General features: G+C 72.2%; 15 protein-coding genes. 12 read left to right on the top strand and 3 right to left on the bottom strand.

Features of this window, described 5'->3' with window-relative positions; translation table 11 throughout:
* Positions 1-48: 48 nt before the first annotated feature.
* The 7 genes from LG634_RS31190 (at position 49) to LG634_RS31160 (ending at position 6173) form a co-directional block, all read left to right on the top strand.
* A complete protein-coding gene (locus LG634_RS31190) occupies positions 49-1299 on the top strand; it encodes an MFS transporter (protein ID WP_226738747.1) in 1251 nt (416 codons plus the stop codon).
* On the top strand, positions 1271-2419 hold the full coding sequence (locus LG634_RS31185; RefSeq protein WP_226738751.1) for an acetoin utilization protein AcuC: 1149 nt from the start codon (positions 1271-1273) through the stop codon (positions 2417-2419). Before LG634_RS31190 ends, LG634_RS31185 begins: the two co-directional genes overlap by 29 nt.
* A gap of 104 nt (positions 2420-2523) precedes the next feature.
* A complete protein-coding gene (locus LG634_RS31180; protein WP_226738745.1) occupies positions 2524-3339 on the top strand; it encodes a phosphatase in 816 nt (271 codons plus the stop codon).
* Positions 3340-3467: 128 nt separating this feature from the next.
* Positions 3468-3677 (top strand): helix-turn-helix domain-containing protein, encoded by a 210-nt coding sequence (locus LG634_RS31175; protein ID WP_008738568.1) that lies wholly within the window; start codon positions 3468-3470, stop codon positions 3675-3677.
* Between the two features lie 121 nt (positions 3678-3798).
* Positions 3799-3897, top strand: coding sequence for a 30S ribosomal protein bS22 (locus tag LG634_RS31170; protein WP_003948845.1), 99 nt, complete (start codon positions 3799-3801; stop codon positions 3895-3897).
* A gap of 105 nt (positions 3898-4002) precedes the next feature.
* On the top strand, positions 4003-5079 hold the full coding sequence (locus LG634_RS31165; RefSeq protein ID WP_226738743.1) for an NAD-dependent epimerase/dehydratase family protein: 1077 nt from the start codon (positions 4003-4005) through the stop codon (positions 5077-5079).
* A complete protein-coding gene (locus tag LG634_RS31160) occupies positions 5079-6173 on the top strand; it encodes a lysophospholipid acyltransferase family protein (RefSeq protein ID WP_226738741.1) in 1095 nt (364 codons plus the stop codon). Before LG634_RS31165 ends, LG634_RS31160 begins: the two co-directional genes overlap by 1 nt.
* Positions 6174-6203: 30 nt before the next feature.
* On the opposite strand, the gene LG634_RS31155 is transcribed toward LG634_RS31160, so the two are convergent.
* From LG634_RS31155 to LG634_RS31145, 3 genes are all read right to left on the bottom strand, one after another.
* On the bottom strand, positions 6204-7418 hold the full coding sequence (locus LG634_RS31155) for a DUF5667 domain-containing protein (RefSeq protein ID WP_226738739.1): 1215 nt from the start codon (positions 7416-7418) through the stop codon (positions 6204-6206).
* A 235-nt stretch (positions 7419-7653) separates the two neighbouring features.
* Positions 7654-8457 (bottom strand): ECF subfamily RNA polymerase sigma factor, BldN family, encoded by an 804-nt coding sequence (locus LG634_RS31150; protein ID WP_226738737.1) that lies wholly within the window; start codon positions 8455-8457, stop codon positions 7654-7656.
* 318 nt (positions 8458-8775) lie between these two features.
* On the bottom strand, positions 8776-9738 hold the full coding sequence (locus LG634_RS31145; RefSeq protein ID WP_226738735.1) for an HAD family hydrolase: 963 nt from the start codon (positions 9736-9738) through the stop codon (positions 8776-8778).
* A gap of 107 nt (positions 9739-9845) precedes the next feature.
* Between LG634_RS31145 and LG634_RS31140 the strand changes: the two genes are divergently transcribed.
* The 5 genes from LG634_RS31140 (at position 9846) to LG634_RS31120 (ending at position 15607) form a co-directional block, all read left to right on the top strand.
* Positions 9846-10124 (top strand): glutaredoxin family protein, encoded by a 279-nt coding sequence (locus tag LG634_RS31140; protein WP_226738733.1) that lies wholly within the window; start codon positions 9846-9848, stop codon positions 10122-10124.
* A 293-nt stretch (positions 10125-10417) separates the two neighbouring features.
* Complete coding sequence (locus tag LG634_RS31135) at positions 10418-11242, top strand: redox-sensing transcriptional repressor Rex (RefSeq protein WP_226738731.1); 825 nt, start codon at positions 10418-10420, stop codon at positions 11240-11242.
* The gene (locus tag LG634_RS31130) at positions 11239-12966 is read left to right on the top strand and encodes a glutamyl-tRNA reductase (RefSeq protein ID WP_226738729.1); all 1728 of its coding nucleotides are present in this window, start codon (positions 11239-11241) and stop codon (positions 12964-12966) included. Before LG634_RS31135 ends, LG634_RS31130 begins: the two co-directional genes overlap by 4 nt.
* Positions 12963-13949 carry a hydroxymethylbilane synthase gene (gene hemC / locus LG634_RS31125; RefSeq protein WP_226738727.1) on the top strand — a complete coding sequence of 329 codons (987 nt, stop codon included), beginning with the start codon at positions 12963-12965 and terminating at the stop codon, positions 13947-13949. Before LG634_RS31130 ends, hemC begins: the two co-directional genes overlap by 4 nt.
* Positions 13946-15607: a bifunctional uroporphyrinogen-III C-methyltransferase/uroporphyrinogen-III synthase gene (locus tag LG634_RS31120; RefSeq protein ID WP_226738725.1), complete on the top strand. Its 1662-nt coding sequence runs from the start codon at positions 13946-13948 to the stop codon at positions 15605-15607. The genes hemC and LG634_RS31120 overlap by 4 nt, the downstream gene beginning before the upstream one ends.
* Positions 15608-15716: the final 109 nt, after the last annotated feature.

Here is a 15716-nt window from a genome sequence, read left to right as displayed (position 1 = left end):
TGTCCGAGGTCTACCCACCGGTAGCCGCCGGCCCTACGCTGTGCCGCCATGACAGACGTGCGGCTGCGGCGCGGCCGGGGAGCCCTGGCGTTCGCCTTCTTCGTGCAAGGCGTGACCTTTGCGCTCCTCGTGACGCGGATACCCGCGATCCAGGACCGGTACGGGATATCCGACGGGCTGCTGCCCGCCTTCCTGGCCGCCGTGCCGGTGCTCGCCGGGGTGGCCAGCGTGGGCACCGAGAAGCTCGTGAAACGGGTGCCACCCAGTGCGGTGCTGCGGTGGTCGCAGCCCCTCGTCCTGGTCGCGCTGCTGGGCGTCGGCGCCGGCCGGGAGATGTGGCACGTCGGCCTCGCCCTCGGCCTGTTCGGCCTGGCGGTCGGGGCGCTCGACGCCTCCATGAACATGCTCGGCGTCAGCCTCCAGCGAGAGGCCGGCCGCAGCATCATGCTCGGCTTCCACGCCGCGTACAGCCTCGGCGGGATCGTCGGGGCCTCGGCCGCCTGGCTCGCCACCCACGAACACCTCGGCCTGTTCGCCTCGTACGCGCCCGCCGTGCTGGTCCTGCTGCCGCTCGCGCTCCTCGGCAGCCGCCACTACGCCGACCAGATCCAGTCCCAATCCCAGCCCCGGGCCGCCGTCGCCCGACCCGCCGGCGCGGGGACCGCCGCGGCCGGTACCGGCTTCCGGCTGCTGCTGCCCCTCTGCCTCGTCATGGCCTGCGCGTACATCGGCGACTCCACCGTCTCCAACTGGAGCGCCAAGTACCTGCAGGACGTGCTCGGAAGCTCCGAGCAGCTCGCCACCGTCCCCTACAACATCTACATGGTCACCACCCTCATCGGCCGGACCGTCGGAGACCTCGGAGTGCGGAGGTTCGGGGCCGTGACCGTCGTCCGCGCCGGGACCCTGGTCGCCGCAGGCGGATTCGCCGTGGTGGCCGCGGCGCCCGGGGCCTGGGTCGGCATGGCCGGGTTCACCCTGCTCGGCCTGGGGCTGTGCGTGATCGTGCCGCAGACCTTCGCGGCCGCCGGCCGGCTCTGCCCCGACGACTCCGACACCGCCGTCGCCCGGCTCAACATCTTCAACTACGTCGGCTTCCTCATCGGGTCGCCGCTCGTCGGCGCCGTCGGCGACGCCTGGAGTTACCGGGGCGCCATGCTCCTCCCCATGGCCCTGGTGCTCGTGACGCTCGTCCACGCCCGTTCGTTCGGCCCGGAGCCCGCCCGATACGGTGGCGGTCATGAGCGGCGATCCGGTGACCGGGCTGTTGATGTGGGACGAGGCGGTAACGAAGTATGACTTCGGACCGAGCCATCCGATGGACCCGGTGCGCCTCGCACTGACCATGGGGCTGGTGCGGGCGCTCGAAGTCGACCGCGCGATGGAGGTACGGGCCGCCAAGCCCGCAGGGGACTCCACCCTGCGGCTCGTGCACCGCGAGGACTACGTCGCCGCCGTACGCGCCGCGTCCGCGGACCCCGGCTCCGCCGACGGCGGGTACGGCCTCGGCACCGTCGACGACCCGGCCTTCGCCGGCATGCACGAAGCGTCCGCACTGATCGCCGGTCAGTCCGTCGCCGCCGCCGAGGCGATCTGGCGCGGCGAGGCGCAGCACGCAGTGAACTTCGCCGGCGGACTGCACCACGCGATGCCCGGCGGGGCCGCCGGCTTCTGCATCTACAACGACGCCGCCCTCGCCATCGCCCGGCTGCTCGAACTCGGCGCCGAGCGGGTCGCGTACGTCGACGTGGACGTGCACCACGGCGACGGCGTGCAGGCCGCGTTCTGGGACGACCCGCGGGTGCTGACCGTCTCCCTGCACGAGCACCCCCGCACCCTCTTCCCGCAGACCGGCTGGCCCGAGGAGACCGGCGGGCCCGCCGCCGAAGGGACCGCCGTCAACGTGGCGCTGCCCGCCGGCACCGGCGACGAGGGCTGGCTCCGGGCCTTCCACGCCACCGTCCCCGAGCTGCTGGCCGAATTCCGGCCGCAGGTGCTCGTGACGCAGCACGGCGCCGACACCCACTTCGAGGACCCGCTCGCGCACCTCGCGGTCTCCCTGGACGCCCAGCGGGCCGTGCAGGAAGCCTGCCACGGTCTCGCGCACGAGCACGCCGGCGGGCGCTGGCTGGCCCTCGGCGGCGGGGGCTACGCCGTCGTGGACGTCGTACCGAGGTCCTGGACGCACCTCGTGGCCATCGCCGCCCACCGGCCCGTGGCCCCGGACACGGTCGTCCCCGACTCCTGGCGCGACGAGGTGTACGCGCGGACCCGGCAGCCCGCCCCGGCCCGGATGACCGACGGGCGCACCCCGCAGTGGCGCGACTGGGACGCCGGCTACGACCCCGCCGACCGCACCGACCAGGCGGTGCTGGCCACCCGCCGGGCCGTGTTCCCGCTCCGCGGACTGCTCGCCTGACGAGCGGTCACCGGAACCCGGCCGCAGGGTCGCTATTAGGCCAACTGTGGGGCGATGTACGGAATTTGGCGCTCCGTCACCCTTGGTGGGGCAGCATCGGGAGGGTGTTGAGCACCGGCGCGCTGCGAGCGCATCTGCTGGCCGCCCGGCTGGCCGGCCCCGTGGCGACGACCCGGGAGGAAAGCCTGCGCAGCTACCGGCTGTTCGCCGCGCACGACCCGCGGGTGCTGCTCGGACTCGAACCGTCCCGGCACTGGGGCGAGCGGGAGCTGCTGGACCTGATGGCCGACCGGTGCGGGGTGTCCGCGGACCCCCGCCACGTCACCGGGCCGGACGTGATCGACCCGGAGTGCACCCTTGCCGCACTGGCGGCCTTCGCCGACCGGTTGCGGCGGGTGGCCGCGACCCGGGCACCGGTGCTCATCGGCACCGGTCACCCGCACCGGCTCCTGGCCTTCTACGCCACATTGGCGGAGGCCCTGTCGGCGGCGGGATGTGAAGTCCTCACACCAGCGCAGGGCAGCCGTGTCGACATGGCGACCGGGTACGGCGTACGCGCGTACACCCTCGATTACGTACGGGGCGTCGCACTGGTGCGGGAACCCGGCGCGCAGCCGCCCGGCAGTACCACCGGCGCACACTCCCATTCCCCGCTGCCGGTTCGGCACGCGCTGGGGGCTCTCGCGGATGCCGGCCGGCCGCTGCCCGGGCTGGTCATCGGGGACCACGGATGGGTCTGCGGAGCAGGTCAGCTGGGTTTTGAAGCCATCGGGCTGGCCGATACGGATGATCCTGCGCTGTTCGTCGGGGAAGCCGAGGGGCGGGTGTCGGTCGCCGTTCCGCTTGATGACGGCGTGCGCCCGGACTACTACCGGCCGCTCACTCGCTATGTACTCAATCGGGCGAGCTTGTCGCGGTAATTCCGTGGCTGCTGCTCCTCTTCCCCACTCGTATCACCCGCCCCTACTCTGGGGAGTGAGCGTGCGACGACGGGGTGTAACCGGAGGGGAAGCCGGTGCCCGTCATGCGCGGAAGGTCAAGGTGTGTCATGGCTGCTGGCGAGAGGCCTCTCAGTGAGGTTCAGTTCCTGACCGTGGCGGAGGTCGCCTCGGTGATGCGAGTGTCGAAGATGACCGTGTACCGGCTGGTGCACAACGGTCATCTGCCCGCGATCCGGGTGGGCCGGTCCTTCCGGGTCCCGGAGAACGCGGTCCACGAGTACCTCCGGGAGTCCTACGTGGGGGTGGAGTCGGCCTGAGGATGACCCCCCGGTGCCCCTCGGATTACAAGCTCGACGCTCGGGCGGGTAGGCTAGGCCGACGTAGGTCGTGTGGGCCCAGACGCCCCGCACCAGTGAGAAGAAGTGAGCGAGGGTAGTCGTGGGCTCTGTTATCAAGAAGCGGCGCAAGCGGATGGCCAAGAAGAAGCACCGCAAGCTGCTCAAGCGCACCCGCGTTCAGCGTCGTAACAAGAAGTAAACGGCGTCTGTACGTGTTCTCCGCAGCCCCTCCACCATCATGGGTGGAGGGGCTGCGGTGCATTCGGGCCCGGGTCCGGGCGGCGGGGAAGGGAAGGCGCTGATCGTGGGGAAGGTCGTGCTCGTCACCGGGGCTGCCCGGCAGCTGGGCAGCCGGTTCGTCCGGCGGGTCCAGCGGGACCCGGGAGTGGACCGGGTGATCGCGGTGGACGTGGCGGAGCCGGACCGCCGGCTCGGATCGGCCGTCTTCGTACGGGCCGACATCCGGCAGCCGTCGATCGGCCGGATCCTCGCCGAGCACGCCGTGGACACCGTGGTCCACCTGGCGGTGACCGGTTCCCCGCTGGGCAGTTCCGGCCGGACCTCCGTGAAGGAGGCCAACGTGATCGGGACGATGCAGCTGCTCGGCGCCTGCCAGAAGTCCCCGACGGTCCGCCGCCTCGTCGTGAAGTCCTCCACGAGCGTGTACGGGGCCGCCTCGCGGGACCCCGCGGTGTTCACGGAGACCACCCAGCCCAAGTCGCTGCCCGGCGGCGGCTTCCCGAAGGACGCCTCCGAGGTCGAGGGGTACGTGCGGGGCTTCGCGCGGCGCCGGCCGGACGTGGCCGTGTGCGTGCTGCGGTTCGCGAACATCCTCGGGCCGCGGGCGGACTCTCCGCTCGCCGAGTACTTCTCGATGCCGGTGCTGCCGACCGTCCTCGGCTACGACCCGAGGCTCCAGTTCGTACACGAGGACGATGTGCTGGACGTGCTGTCGCTGGCGGCCGGCGAGCCGCGCCGAGGCACCCTCAACAGCGGCACGTTCAACATCGCCGGGGACGGGGTGCTGACGCTGGCGCAGTGCTCGCGCCGGCTGGGCCGGCCCACCGTGCCGCTGCTGCTGCCCGCCGTGCGGTGGGTGGGGTCGGCGCTGCGGGTGGTGGGGGCGACGGACTTCTCGCCGGAGCAGATCCGGCTGCTCACGCACGGGCGGGTGGTGCAGACCGCGCAGATGCGCGACGTACTCGGCTTCACCCCCGCGTACACGACCGCCGAGACGTTCGCGGACTTCGCGGCGAGCCGGGGCGGCGGGCTGCTGCCGCCTGCGGCACTGGCCCGGACGGTGGACCGGGTCGCCGGGATGCTGGACGTGGACGCGAGCCACGGTGATAGCCAACGGGCTGGAGAGGGAGCGCATCGATAATGGCGGACGCCAAGGTCATCCCGTTCGACGAGGACCGCGAGCGGGCGCGTACGGGCCCGCAGCGGGCGCCGCGGCGCCGGGCGGCCGCCCGCAGGCCCGCGGAGGCGGCCCCCGCGGGCCAGACGGCTCCCGCGGCCGCGCCGGCGGCCCCGGCGGTGAGTGCGGTCCCCCAGCAGCCCCAGCAGCCCGAGCAGCCCGCAGCACCCGCCTTGGAGCCCGCGGAAGCGCCCGGGGAGGATGCCGGGCCGGGCGGGTTGGCGTGGGACCGGCGGATCGCGGGCGGGCTGGCGTTCCTGCGCCGCCGGATCACCGGGGACTACGAGGTCGACGAGTTCGGCTACGACGAGGAGCTGACGGACCAGGTCCTGATGTCCCTGATGCGGCCGCTGTTCGACAAGTACTTCCGGGTCGAGGTCAAGGGCATCGAGAACGTGCCGGCCGAGGGTGGCGCGCTGATCGTCGCCAACCACTCCGGAACGCTGCCGCTCGACGGGCTGATGCTCCAGGTCGCCGTACACGACCGGCATCCGGCGCAGCGGCACCTGCGGCTGCTGGCGGCCGACCTGGTGTTCATGCTGCCGGTGGTCAACGAGCTGGCACGGAAGGCCGGGCACACGCTGGCGTGCGCGGAGGACGCGCACGGACTGCTGTCGGCGGGCGAGCTGGTCGGGGTGATGCCCGAGGGCTTCAAGGGGATAGGGAAACCGTTCGGGGACCGGTACAAGCTGCAGCGGTTCGGCCGCGGCGGCTTCGTGTCCACGGCGCTGAAGGCGGGCACACCGATCGTGCCCTGCTCGATCGTGGGCGCCGAGGAGATCTACCCGATGATCGGCAACTCGAAGACGCTGGCGCGGCTGTTGGGGCTGCCGTACTTCCCGATCACGCCGACGTTCCCCTGGCTGGGGCCGCTGGGCGCGCTGCCGCTGCCGACGAAGTGGACCATCCAGTTCGGCGAGCCGATCCCGACGGACGGCTATCCGCCGGAGGCCGCGGACGATCCGATGCTGATGTTCAATCTGACGGATCAGGTGCGCGAACAGATCCAGCACACGCTGTACAAGCTGCTGGTGCAGCGGCGGTCGGTGTTCTTCTGACGGTCCGACCGCCGCTGCACCAGGGTGGTGCTAGCCGACGTCCTCGCTGCCGAGGCCGAGGCCCGGCAGGATGCCGGGCAGCAGCGGTGGGAGCGTGATGTCCGGCTCGGCTTCCTTCTGGTCCTCCGACGGGCTCGGGGTGGGGTCCGTCAGCGGGGGGTCGAGCAGGTCGCCGGCGCCGCCGCCGAGCAGGCCGTCGTCGCGGCCGTCCTGGGAACGGCTGGGCTGCGGCCGGTCCGGTTCGCCCTGTTGGCCGGGGGCCGGGGTGGCGCCGGGGGTGGCCGGGCGGGTGCTGGGCTGGTGGCCGGTGCCGTCGTCCGTGGTGTGCACGGTCCCCGACTTCCGGTTCTGCTGCGGCGCCGGGGGCAGCAGGGACTGCAGCGGCTGCACCTCGTCGTCTATGGCGTCGAAGACCTGGTTCACCTGGTCGCCGACGTCGGTGAGCTGCGCCGGCAGCCGTTCGCGCAGCTTGCCCCAGGCGTCCCGGTGGTTGCGGGAGAAGGACGACAGGGCCTGGATCGGGGCGAGCGAACCGTCCCGCTCGTACGCCGAGTAGAGCAGGCGGTGGCCTTCTTCGGCGTCGTGCTTCATGCCGGACAGGGCGCGCCTGATCTGTCCCAGCGCCTCGTGGTCGAGTTCGCCGGCCTTCTCCAGCTCCATGAGGCGCCGGGCCTCGCTGAGCCGGGTCGAGGCGTGGTCCAGGTAGACCTCGCCGCGGTCCCCGTCGCCGTCGGCCATGCCGAGGACGATGTCCTCCATGCCGCGCTTGACCGGGTAGAGCGAGTCACCGGGCAGGGCGTCGGTGCTGGCAGCGGCAACCCCGCTGAACGCCCCCGCGGCCACACCGACCGTGAGGCCGCCTGCTGCGATGCCCTTGGACCAGCGGGAGCGGGGCCGCAGTTTCCGGAGCGAGGTCGCCCGGTGGGCGCCACGGCCGGCCCGCTGTTCGGGCACTTGAGGGTCCGTCGGGGCCCCGCCCAGTGTCCCCTCGATCACCATGGCCTCCATGGCGGCCACGAGCTGGGCTCGCTGCACCACTTTGACCTCGGGGTCCAGCGCCGGGCGCGGCATTTCGCCGAGCACATTCGCCAGGGCCAACAGCCGGTTGTGCTCGCCCGGTTCGGCTGCGTCGGCTGGGGCCTCGGGCTGCTCGGCCGCCGTCTCCGGAGGATCAGACGGTGTCTGATCCTCCAGGGCCTGGGCGAAGGCGTTCGCCCGCCGGTGCGTCGAAACGTTCGCGATCACTGGCGGCACCTCCTCTCGTCATGACGTTCGACTCCCCTGTATGTCCGGAGGGTTGCCTTCCGTCCGCTCATGCACTCTTTCGAGTGAGGAGCGGCCGGCATGGCGTGTCCACAGGGAGCCTGCATTCCGCACAACGAGCGGCGCGGCACTTGGGTTACGGACGAAGGATGATCGGACCACAGCGTCATCGACTGGTCACCGGATGGGGGTCAGGGATCAAGGGGCAGGGGCCGGGTCAGCGGGCGTCGTCCGGGAGCAGCCGGGCGAGGGTGCGCACGGCCCGGTACTGGAGGGTCTTGATCGCGCCCTCGTTCTTGCCCATGACCCGGGCGGTCTCGGCGACCGACAGGCCCTGGAGGAAGCGCAGCGTCACGCATTCCTGCTGCTGCGGGTTGAGCTTGCGTACGGCTTCCAGCAGGGCGGCGTTGGACAGCGACTCCAGGACCGATTCCTCGGGGGAGCGTTCGACCTCGTTGGCGTCGAGCATTTCGCCGGTGGTGACTTCGAGGCGGAAGCGGCTCGACTTGAAGTGGTCGGCGACCAGGTTCCGCGCGATGGTCACCAGCCAGGCACCGAAGTCGCGGCCCTGCCAGGTGAAGGTGGAGATCCGGCGCAGGGCGCGCAGGAAGGTCTCGCTGGTGAGGTCTTCCGCCGTCGCCTTCCCGCCCACGCGGTAGTAGATGTAGCGGTAGACCGTGTCGCTGTACTGGTCGTACAGCCGGCCGAAGGCCTCGGCCTCGCCGGCCTGCGCCCGCTCGACGAGGTCCATCATGCGGGCGCTGTCGCTGTCCGCGGTGGGACGGCGGGCGGTTGCGGTGCTTGCCGAGCCGGCGGCGCTGCCCCCGCGGCCGCGTCTGCCGACCGTCGCTCCGCCGTCGGTCAGGGCATAGCAGGGACCCGCAGGTCCCAGACCGGCAGGGACCGCGGCGGCAAAGGCGGGTGTGGCGTACGCGGTGGGGACGAAGCCGCGCAGGTGGTCGAGGACCACTGCGCGGAGCGTAGCCAGGCCCGAGGCGTCAACCCCGACAGGTGGGTACACGGGACTCCCAGAGGCAGAGCTTCCATCACGTGCGTGCGGGACCCCGTGGGCTCGTCGACCTGGTGTGCGGCGACAGGCGGGTGCCCGTATGCGTTTGAGGAGAATAACGCTTCGTACAGGCAGCACTACACCCAGTTGCGGAAATCACCGCTTCCGACACTTCCGTTGCGTGTCGAGGGCATATTCCAGCGCGGTTGGTGATCACTTGCTGATCGTTTCTGCGTGCGGAATGCCTGGTTCCAACACGAGTTGTGGCCGAGTCGGGCAGGTCGGAGTGGCCCGGGGCGACCCTGGGTATTGCTGGGAGAATGCGCCCCGCTACTTGCGGCGGCGGTGCATGGCCACTGCGGCGGCCGTGCCGCCCGCCAGTGCACCCACTCCGGCGGCCGCGGGGATGCCCACCTTGGCCGCCTTGCGACCGGTGCGATAGTCGCGCAGCCGCCAGTCGTGGGCCCGGGCATGCTTGCGCAGTTTTGTGTCGGGATTGATCGCGTACGGATGTCCGACCAGCGACAGCATCGGGATGTCGTTGTGCGAATCGCTGTACGCGGCGCAGCGCGCCAGGTCCAGGCCCTCGGCCGCGGCCAGGGCGCGCACCGCCTCGGCCTTCGCGGGCCCGTGCAGGGGCTCGCCGACCAGCCGGCCCGTGTACACGCCGTCCACGGATTCGGCGACCGTGCCCAGGGCGCCGGTCAGGCCGAGCCGGCGGGCGATGATCGTGGCCGTCTCCACCGGCGCGGCCGTCACCAGCCACACCTTCTGCCCGGCGTCCAGGTGGGCCTGGGCGAGGGCGCGGGTGCCGGGCCAGATCCGCTCGGCCATGTACTCGTCGTAGATCTCTTCGCCGATGTCCGTCAGTTCGGCGACGCTGTGGCCCTTCACGATGGACAGCGCGCTGTCGCGGGCGTCCTGCATGTGCTCGGGGTCCTCGACGCCGGCGATCCGGAACCACGCCTGCTGCCAGGCGAACCGGGCCAGCTCGCGGCGCTGGAAGAACTCGCGCTTGTAGAGTCCGCGCCCGAGGTGGAAGATCGCGGCGCCCTGCATGACGGTGTTGTCGAGGTCGAAGAAGGCCGCGGCCTCCTCGTCGCCGGCCACCGGGAACGCCGGCTCGGCGGGGGCCTCGGCCCCGGTCCCGGCGACCGTGCCGCCGGTCGCTCTCTGGTCCGCTTCCTCCGGGGCCGCGGCCTTGCGGGCGGCCTCGGCGGAGGCCTCGCCGGCCAGCACGCTCCGGGCGGTCGCCGGGCGCTTACCTGGGGTGAGCCATCTCAGAGCGGGCATGCTGCGAGCATAGCCACTGTGTTCGGTAACTCCCGAACCGCCGGGATGCGGGGCCGTGAACACTGCGGGACGACGGTGTTACGCGGCCGCCGGGCGAGAATGAGGGCATGAGCCCCCTGCTGCGCCGCAAGGAAAAGAAGAACCCCGCCGAGCGGATGGTCACCCTCGTCGGGAAGCCCGGCTGCCACCTCTGCGACGAAGCGGAGGAGGTCGTCGCCGCGGTCTGCGCCGAGACCGGGGCCGGCTGGGAGAAGAAGGACATCTCCCAGGACGAGGAGCTGTACCGGAAGTACTGGGAGCAGATTCCGGTGGTCCTCGTCGACGGGGAGCAGCACACCTTCTGGCGGGTGAACCCGGACCGGCTGCGGCGCGCGCTGGCCGGCTGAGCCGCGCGGTGGTCGGTTGACCGGGGCGACCGTTACCATCGTGGGCGATTTGAGCGGTCTCGGGGGCGTATGGATGAGGAGTGTGTTCCGTTTTGCCCCCGTCGCGATGTGGACGCACGGCGTGGTCCCGTAGTTCCCGTACCGGGCGCCGCGGACGCGTGACCCCGGTCACTTTGGTCGGACAAATTGGACACAATCTTTGTGCACGCGTTCACAAAGACATAGCCTGCATTCGACGGGGCGGTCCTGGGACAAGTGGCCGCCTGCAGCCCCGCTCATCCCGCAGGAGCATCGTGGCAACTGGCCGAACTCACCGACCGGCGACCCGCAGCCGAGGCATTCCCGAGGCCACTGTCGCCCGGCTCCCGCTGTACCTGCGGGCCCTCACCGCGCTCTCCGAGCGCTCGGTGCCCACCGTCTCCTCCGAAGAGCTCGCGGCCGCGGCCGGCGTCAATTCCGCCAAGCTCCGCAAGGACTTCTCGTACCTCGGCTCGTACGGGACCCGCGGCGTCGGCTACGACGTCGAATACCTCGTCTACCAGATCTCCCGTGAGCTGGGCCTGACCCAGGACTGGCCGGTCGTCATCGTCGGCATCGGAAACCTCGGCGCCGCGCTGGCCAATTACGGCGGGTTCGCCTCGCGCGGTTTCCGCGTGGCCGCGCTGATCGACGCCGATCCGGCGATGGCCGGAAAGCCGGTTGCGGGGATGCCGGTGCAGCACACCGACGAGCTCGAGCGGATCATCACGGACAACGGCGTCTCCATCGGGGTCATCGCCACCCCGGCCGGAGCGGCCCAGCAGGTCTGCGACCGGCTCGTGGCCCTGGGCGTCACGTCCATCCTGAACTTCGCGCCGACCGTGCTGTCCGTGCCGGAGGGCGTGGACGTGCGGAAGGTCGACCTCTCGATCGAGCTGCAGATCCTGGCGTTCCACGAGCAGCGGAAGGCGGGGGAGGAGACCTCCGCCGGACCCGGCACGGCTCCTGCCGTCTCCACGCCTGCCACGCCGGCCACGCCTGCCGCCCCGGCGGCGGGCGCCGCTCCGGCGGCGGGTCCGGCCGGCCGTTCCGGCAAGGGCGGGCCCGACGGGGACGTGCCGGCGGTGATGCCGGCATGAGTCTGCTCGTCGTCGGGCTGAGTCACCGCAGTGCGCCGGTCAGCGTGCTGGAGCGGGCTGCGCTGTCCGCGGACGCCAAGATCAAGCTGCTGCACGACACGCTGGCCGCCGAGCCGGCCAGCGAGGCCGCGGTGCTGGCCACGTGCAACCGGATCGAGCTGTACGCCAACGTGGACAAGTTCCACGCCGGCGTCGCCGAGCTGTCCACGCTGCTCGCGCAGCACAGCGGCGTCGCGCTGGAGGAGCTCACTCCCTACCTCTACGTGCACTACGAGGACCGGGCCGTCCACCACTTCTTCTCGGTGGCGTGCGGGCTGGACTCGATGGTCGTGGGCGAGGGGCAGATCCTCGGGCAGATCAAGGACGCGCTCGCCCTGGGGCAGGAGCTGCACACCGCCGGGCGGCTGGTGAACGACCTCTTCCAGCAGGCGCTGCGGGTCGGCAAGCGGGCGCACTCCGAGACCGGGATCGACCGGGCCGGGCAGTCGCTCGTGACGTTCGGGCTGGAGCAGCTGGCGGCCGGTACGGACGTCCCGTCCTGGGCCGCCGGGAAGCGGGCGCTGGTCATCGGGGCCGGGTCCATGTCCTCGCTGGCCGCGGCGACGCTGGTGCGGGCCGGGGTGTCCGAGGTCGTCGTCGCCAACCGGACGTTCGCCCGGGCCGAGCGGCTGGTGGAGATCCTGGGCGGGTCCGGGGTTTCGGCCAGGGCCGTCGCGATGGATGCGGTGCTCGCCGAGCTGGGGCGGGTTGACGTTGCCGTCTCCTGTACCGGGGCCACCGGGCTGGTGCTGACCGGGGAGGACGTTGCCGGGGCGGTGGCCGTGGACGGCCCTGCGGGCCTTTCCCCTGCCCGCCCCTTCCCGAACCAGGGCTCCGCCCCGGACCCCGCGCCCCGGGCGCCGGCGCCGGACGCTGCCGCCGGTGCGGGGAACGCGCAGGCCGTGGATCTCGACGCCGTGGCGCGGCTGGCGGCTGCGGCTCAGGTGCTCGGGCGGATCGCCGATGCCGGGGCTGCCCGGACGCTTGAGGCCCCTGTGGTGGAGGACGGGTGTCCCGTTCCCACCGACGGCCGGTCGGCGATCGCCGGAGTGGACGCCGGGTCGCTCGAACTCCACGGGGCCTGGGCCGACCAGGGCGAGGCCGCCGCCCAGCGGGGGCCCCGCAAGGCCGGGCGGGTGCCGGAGAGCAACGGGGCGCCGGTACGGCTGGCCCTGCTCGACCTGGCCATGCCGCGGGACATCGACGCCGCTGCACACCGGATCCCCGGGGTGCGGCTCGTGGACATCGAGTCGCTGGCCGAGGCTTCCGCCGACGCGCCGATGGCGGCCGACGTCGAGCTCGTGCGTGAGATCGTCGCGGCGGAGGTCGCCGCGTTCGGGGCCGCACAGCGGGCCGCACACATCACGCCCACCGTCGTCGCGCTGCGCGCGATGGCCGCGGAGGTCGTGGCGAGCGAGGTCGCGCGGCTCGACGGGCGGCTGCCCGACCTGGACGACCGCCAGCGCGCCGAGGTCACCCAGACCGTGCGCCGCGTCGTCGACAAGCTCCTGCACGCACCGACCGTGCGGGTCAAGCAGCTCGCGAGCGAGCCCGGCGGTGCCGGGTACGCGGAGGCGCTGCGGGAACTCTTCGACCTCGATCCGGAGACGGTGGCATCCGTCAGCCGGGCCGACACGACCGACGGTGACGTGCAGAGCGTCACCAACACAGGACGGGCATCATGAACTCAGGCCCTGCCCAGCAGCCGCTGAAGCTCGGGACGCGGCGCAGCAAGCTGGCCATGTCCCAGTCCGGGCACGTCGCCGAGGCGGTGCGCGCCCTCACCGGCCGGCCCGTCGAGCTCGTGGAGATCACCACGTACGGCGACGTCTCGCGGGAGAACCTCGCGCAGATCGGCGGCACCGGCGTGTTCGTGACCGCGCTGCGCGACGCCCTGCTGCGCGGCGAGGTCGACTTCGCCGTGCACTCCCTCAAGGACCTGCCGACGGCGCAGCCCGACGAGCTCGTGCTCGCGGCCATCCCCAAGCGGGAGGACCCGCGCGACGTGCTGGTCGCCCGCGACGGCCTGACGTTCGAGGAGCTGCCCGACGGCGCCCGGGTCGGTACCGGCTCGCCGCGCCGCATGGCGCAGCTGAACGCCTACGCCCGCCAGCTCGGCAAGCGCATCGAGACGGTCGCGATCCGCGGCAACGTCGACACCCGCATCGGGTTCGTCCACGACGGCGAACTCGACGCGGTGGTGCTCGCCGCCGCCGGTCTCAACCGGATCGGGCGCAGCGGGGAAGCGACCGACCACCTGGCGGTCGACCATGTTCTGCCCGCCCCCGGCCAGGGGGCACTGGCGGTCGAATGTCTCGCGGACAACGCGGACCTGATCGCCGCGCTCGGTGAACTCGACGACCCGGACACCCGGGCCGCCGTGACTGCCGAGCGGTCCCTGCTCGCGGCTCTGGAGGCCGGCTGCAGTGCACCCGTGGGTGCCCTGGCCGACTTCGCGCCGGCCGACGCCTCCGGCGCCGGGCAGGTTGTCAACGAAATGCGCCTGCGGGGTGTGGTCGGCACGACCGACGGATCCTCGCTGGTGCAGCTGTCCACCACCGGTCCCGTGCCCGGGTCGTACGACGAGGCGATGGCGTTCGGCCGTGAACTCGCGGACGAAATGCTGGCCAAGGGCGCGGCCGGTCTGATGGGGGAGCGAGCACTTTGAGCCCCACAAGTTCCACCACCTCCGCGTTTCCGGCCGCCTCCGGGCACGTCACCTTCCTCGGTGCCGGCCCCGGCGACCCGGGACTGCTCACGCTGCGCGCCGTCGAAGCCCTCGCGGCCGCGGACGTACTGATCGCGGAGCCCGAGGTGCTCGACGTCGTACGCTCCCATGCCCGCACGGGTGTCGACACGCCGCAGCTGACGGTCGCTGACGAGGCGTCAACGGCCGCCGGTGTCCCGGTGATCCGGGATGCCGCCAATCTTGTCATGGAGGCCGCGCGCTCCGGCAGGCGGGTCGTCCGTGCGATCACCGGCGACCCCGGTCTGGACGGCAGCGCGGCCGAGGAGATGCTCGCCTGCGCGTCGGCGGGGATCCCGTTCGAGGTGGTCCCCGGTGTGGCGACCGCCGTCGGTGTGCCGGCGTACGCGGGTGTGCCGCTGCGGGACAAGGCGGGGGCGGACGTCCGCTTCCTGGACGCCCGTACGGCGTCGCCCCGGTGCTGGACCGAGGCGGGTGCCAGTGACGGCATCCTCGTGGTCTCGGCGACGCTGGAGACGGTGTCGGCGGCGGCCGCCGAGCTGGTGACGGCCGGCCGGAAGCCGGACACGCCGCTGACGGTGACCGTGGCCGGTACGACGACGCGGCAGCGGACGTGGACCGCGACGCTGGGCACCATCGCGCAGGTGTTCAAGCAGGGCAAGGTGCTCCCCTCGCCCGAGGGGCACCAGCCGGTGATAGCCGTGGTCGGTGAGCACAGCGCCGCCGCGCGCCGTGACGAGCTGGCCTGGTTCGAGTCGAAGCCGCTGTTCGGCTGGCGGGTGCTGGTGCCGCGGACCAAGGAGCAGGCCGCCTCGCTGTCCGAGCAGCTGCGCTCGTACGGAGCGGTGCCGCATGAGGTGCCGACGATCGCCGTCGAGCCGCCGCGGACGCCGCAGCAGATGGAGCGCGCGGTCAAGGGGCTGGTCACCGGGCGCTACGAGTGGATCGCCTTCACGTCGGTCAACGCGGTGAAGGCGGTGCGCGAGAAGTTCGAGGAGTACGGGCTCGACGCGCGCGCGTTCGCCGGCATCAAGGTCGCAGCGGTCGGCGAGCAGACGGCTGCGGCGCTGGTGGAGTTCGGTGTGAAGCCGGACCTCGTGCCGAGCGGCGAGCAGTCCGCGGCGGGTCTGCTGGAGGACTGGCCGCCGTACGACCCGGTCTTCGACCCGATCGACCGCGTCTTCCTGCCGCGCGCCGACATCGCGACGGAGACGCTGGTCGCGGGGCTGATCGAGCTGGGCTGGGAAGTCGACGACGTCACGGCCTACCGGACCGTGCGGGCTTCGCCGCCGCCGGCGGACACGCGTGAGGCGATCAAGGGCGGTGGGTTCGACGCCGTGCTCTTCACCTCGTCGTCGACGGTGCGGAACCTCGTCGGCATCGCGGGCAAGCCGCACAACGTGACCGTGATCGCGTGCATCGGGCCCGCCACGGCCAAGACGGCTGAAGAGCACGGGCTGCGGGTGGACGTGCTGTCGCCCGAGCCGAGCGTGTCGAAGCTGGCGGAGGCGCTGGCGGAGTACGGGGCGGCGCGGCGGGAGGCGGCCAAGTCTGCGGGTGAGGCGGTGTTCCGGCCGAGCGAGCGGCGTCCTGGGGCGCGGCGGCGTCGTACGACCTGACGCAGCGCGGGTGTTTCGGGGGCTCCGCCCCCGGACCCCCGCGCCTCAAACGCCGGCGGGGCTTGATTTTGCCCCGCCGGCGTGCTGCATTTTGCCCCGCCGGCGTTTT

The organism is Streptomyces bambusae (assembly GCF_020532645.1).
Lineage (GTDB): Bacteria > Actinomycetota > Actinomycetes > Streptomycetales > Streptomycetaceae > Streptomyces > Streptomyces bambusae.
The sequence above is the reverse complement of the archived record's forward strand: the minus strand, read 5'-3'. Positions and strand labels throughout refer to the sequence as shown.